4 protein-coding genes are annotated in these 3,000 nt (G+C 60.2%); all 4 read left to right on the top strand.

The window, feature by feature from the left end; all coding sequences use genetic code 11:
• A partial coding sequence (locus V6C16_RS10475; RefSeq protein ID WP_333543162.1) for a radical SAM protein occupies positions 1 to 669 on the top strand: 669 nt, incomplete at its 5' end.
• Positions 663 to 1,277, top strand: a complete 615-nt coding sequence (locus tag V6C16_RS10470; RefSeq protein ID WP_333536720.1) for a bifunctional nuclease family protein — start codon at positions 663 to 665, stop codon at positions 1,275 to 1,277. The genes V6C16_RS10475 and V6C16_RS10470, both read left to right, overlap by 7 nt.
• 148 nt (positions 1,278 to 1,425) lie before the next feature.
• Positions 1,426 to 1,830, top strand: coding sequence for a hypothetical protein (locus V6C16_RS10465; protein WP_333536722.1), 405 nt, complete (start codon positions 1,426 to 1,428; stop codon positions 1,828 to 1,830).
• A 103-nt stretch (positions 1,831 to 1,933) separates the two neighbouring features.
• Positions 1,934 to 3,000, top strand: a 1,067-nt coding sequence (locus V6C16_RS10460; protein WP_333543161.1) for a histidine kinase, incomplete at its 3' end; no start/stop codon positions are given.

Below are 3,000 nucleotides of genomic sequence, written 5' to 3'. Positions count from 1 at the left end.
CTGGAGCGCCTGCGTTATGTCACCCCGCACCCCAAAGATATGGGACCGGAAGACGTGGCCGCTTTTGCGGAATTGCCCCAACTTTGCCCGCGCTTGCACCTTCCCTTGCAGGCAGGGTCTGATGCGGTGCTCAAAAGCATGCGCCGCCGCTACGACAGCGCGGCCTTCCTGCGTCTGGTAGACGAGTTGCGCGCCGCACGGCCTGACCTTGCCCTGTCCACAGACCTGATTGTAGCTTTTCCCGGCGAAACGGAAGAAGATTTTCAAAACACGCTTGACATGATGCGTGCCTGCAATTTCATGTCCAGCTTTTCTTTCATATATTCCGACCGGCCGGGAGCCAGAGCCGCGCTTTTCCCTGACAAAATAGCTCCGGACGAAGCCCGCGACAGGCTGCTGCGGCTCCAGGCCCTCCAGGACGAGTTGGGAGCGCGCTGGCTGCAGGCCCGGGTGAAAAACCACAACCGGACAACGCTGCTTCTGGAAGGTCCAAGCCCCAAGCCGGGCGACAACGCCGAACCGAGCTGGCAAGGACGCGATCCGTACGGCGTGCCGGTTCATGTACCGCTGCCCGCAGGAACCGACCACACTGGCCGTCTGGTGCAGGCAGTTATTACAGAGGCCAAAAAGCACAGCCTGTTGGCCGTACGCACGGGGGAACCATGGTAGAGATGCGTGTTTTCGGCCTGACCATTGACCCGCAGACCAAAAACCCCATCGTGATACTGCGCGAAGTGGAAGGGGAAACCGTCCTGCCCGTTTGGGTGGGGGCTATGGAAGCCATGGCAGTGTCCCTTGTGCTCAACAAGGAACGCCTGCCCAGGCCCCTCACGCACGACCTTTTGCTTATGACTCTCAAGGCGCTCAAGGCCGGGCTTGTCAAAGTGGAGATTACCGACCTTAACGAGGGTGTATTTTTTGCCCTTCTGGTTCTGCAAGGTCCGGGGGGGCGAGTGCGCGTGGACTGCCGCCCTTCTGATGCCATAGCGCTGGCAATGCGGGCCGAAGCGCCCATCATGGTCAACGAGGACGTGCTGCGCCGCGCAGCCGAAGCGCAAAAGAAAGCCGAAGAGCGTCTGCACGAGGAGGTTCTTTCCCCTGTGCCTGACGCCGCCACCGACATGGTGCGCAAAGCCGGCGCGCGCAAAGAGGCAGACATGCTGCACAACCGGCTGCTGCACGGCACTGTTCTGCCTGGTGGCACAGACCCGGAAGAAGAGCGCCGATTTCGTGAAATGCTGCGTTCACTTGAGCCTGTCTCACGCCGCAAGATGTAGGTGAACGGCTTTTCCACAGGTTTTCTAGAAAATTTTCTACACGCTATAACACGACGGTTTCATTGACTTAACAGGCAAAAGCGTTTTCCGGTCCGACCTAAAGCTTTTTGCTTCCGCTCCGATAGGCTGCCTAGTGGGGAAGAAAAGTATGCTGGACTATCGCCTGTTCAAGGAAATTAATGACCTTTTCGCCTCAGGGCATCACGACAAGGCACGGCGTCTGCTTATGGAAGTGCAGTCGCGCGGCATTGCCCTGCATGATGAAATAAGCATGCTCAAGGCGCGTTTGAAAAGCCTGGAAGACGCCCTCCACCTTGCCGAAACCCTGACTCTTGAAAAAGGGTTCTACTGGCTGGCTGCCAATGGTTTGCGTCAGGGGCCATTTTGCCCCCGCTGCTATGAATACGAAGGCGGGCTCATTCGCCTGGAGCGCACTCGCGGCTCCCTGCGCTGCCCCTATTGCCACGCCGCATACCACGGCCTTCAGAACGAGGCGGAATACGGCAACAATGCCGCTGGCGGACACGCCCGCATCATCCCCTTTGCCCACTGAGGCTCTTGCCTATACAGCTTCGTCCCTGTAGAATCCGTGCAGGAGCAGGGCGGCAATAGGCCCCTTCGCCTCCAGGAATTCTCCCTGTCCGCCAAGGAATGACATGACCCGCCCCGCCGGCCTGAACATACTCCTTCTCTGCGAAAACGAATCGCTGACAAGCCTTGACCGCCGCGCCTTGCGAGAGGCCGGAGCCAGTCGGGTCGAATGCATGACCTCCGGTATTACGGCCGCCCGCATGCTGGCCGGGCTTGACGATTCCGGGCCGGGCTTCACGCCGGACATCATCGTCTGCTCCCAAAAACTGGCTGATATGGATGGCGAACAGTTCTGCGCCATCCTGCGGCTGCACCCCCTGCTTCTCGGCCTTCCCGTTCTTCTCTTGCTGCCCAATGACAACGAGGCGGAACAGCTCAGAACTCTGGGCTGTGGAGCCAGCGCCCTTCTTGCGCGTCCATATTCCATCAATGTGCTCAAGGCTCACCTGGATTCGCTGGCTGCCGCCGCGTCGGACGTGCAGCAGCTAAAGACCGCACGGCAGTTTACCGACACCAGCGCTTTTGATCAGGCCCTTGAAACCTATGGCATGCTGCTCAAGCCGGTGCGCCGCCCCGAAGACTATTTCCGCGTGGGCATGCAGTGCCTGCAGCAGCGGCAATGGAATACGGCCATTAACGCTTTTCAGCGAGCACTGGGCGGCGCCCTGATTCAGGGTCAGGCACAGCTCGGCATGGCCGTGGCCTGGAAAGGCAAGGGTGACATGGCCCGCTATCGGCACTATCTCGGTCTTGCCGCCGCCACCTTTGTCCGCGCCAAAAACTGGCATCGCGCGCGCGCCGTCTACGCCGGGCTGCTCCGGGAAGATCCGGAGGCAAAAAGCCCATTTCTGTCCGAGTCTTTTCAGCTTATCCGGCAGGAAAAATATGATGAAGCCGCGGAAGTGCTTTCCCACGGACATGAACTGACCCCCCGCCACCAGATGACTGAACGCCTGGCCCAGACCTGCCTGAGCGCCGATCAGCCGCAGCGCATGCTGGAAAAACTGGAGGCCAGCCTCGGGCGTATCATGGGGGCCGCCGCCGGAACGCTGGCTGACGACATACGCTCCAACCTGGAAGGGCTGGCCCGCCAGCAGGAAGAAAAACGCCGCCAGGCGGCGGCGGAAGCGCA

The organism is Desulfovibrio sp. 1188_IL3213 (assembly GCF_036763145.1).
Lineage (GTDB): Bacteria > Desulfobacterota > Desulfovibrionia > Desulfovibrionales > Desulfovibrionaceae > Desulfovibrio.
This window is presented reverse-complemented; position numbering and strand designations above follow the sequence as displayed.

Excerpts from the sequence above, each read along its gene's own strand:
- V6C16_RS10470 (WP_333536720.1), top strand. The coding sequence starts at position 663 with ATGGTAGAGATGCGTGTTTTCGGCCTGACCATTGACCCGCAGACCAAA.
- V6C16_RS10465 (WP_333536722.1), top strand. The coding sequence starts at position 1,426 with ATGCTGGACTATCGCCTGTTCAAGGAAATTAATGACCTTTTCGCCTCA.